1 protein-coding gene is annotated in these 353 nt (G+C 58.9%); it reads right to left on the bottom strand.

Annotated features, from left to right (window positions below; translation table 11 throughout):
• Window positions 1-353: IMP dehydrogenase (locus tag KZZ04_RS18585; RefSeq protein ID WP_219423718.1), on the bottom strand; the 353-nt coding region annotated here is incomplete at both ends.

Raw genomic sequence — 353 nt, 5'->3', positions numbered from 1 at the left:
GATGCCGACCAGGTCGCCATCGTGCAGCACCGGAACGCCGGAGATGTTGTGCAGGCGGGTCAGGTCGAACAGGTCACGGACGGTGGCGTCGGCTTCGATGGTGATCGGATCTTTCACCACACCGGCTTCGTAACGCTTGACCTTGCGCACTTCGGCAGCTTGCTGCTCGATGGTCATGTTCTTGTGGATGATGCCGATGCCGCCTTCCTGAGCCATGGCAATTGCCAAACGGGCTTCGGTGACGGTGTCCATGGCAGCAGAAACCAGGGGAATATTCAGCTCGATGCCACGGGTTAGGCGGGTCTTGAGACTGACTTCGTTAGGAAGCACCTCGGAATAACCGGGCACTAGGA

Source organism: Pseudoalteromonas sp. CR1, assembly GCF_019392235.1.
Classification (GTDB): Bacteria; Pseudomonadota; Gammaproteobacteria; order Enterobacterales; family Alteromonadaceae; genus Pseudoalteromonas.
This window is presented reverse-complemented; position numbering and strand designations above follow the sequence as displayed.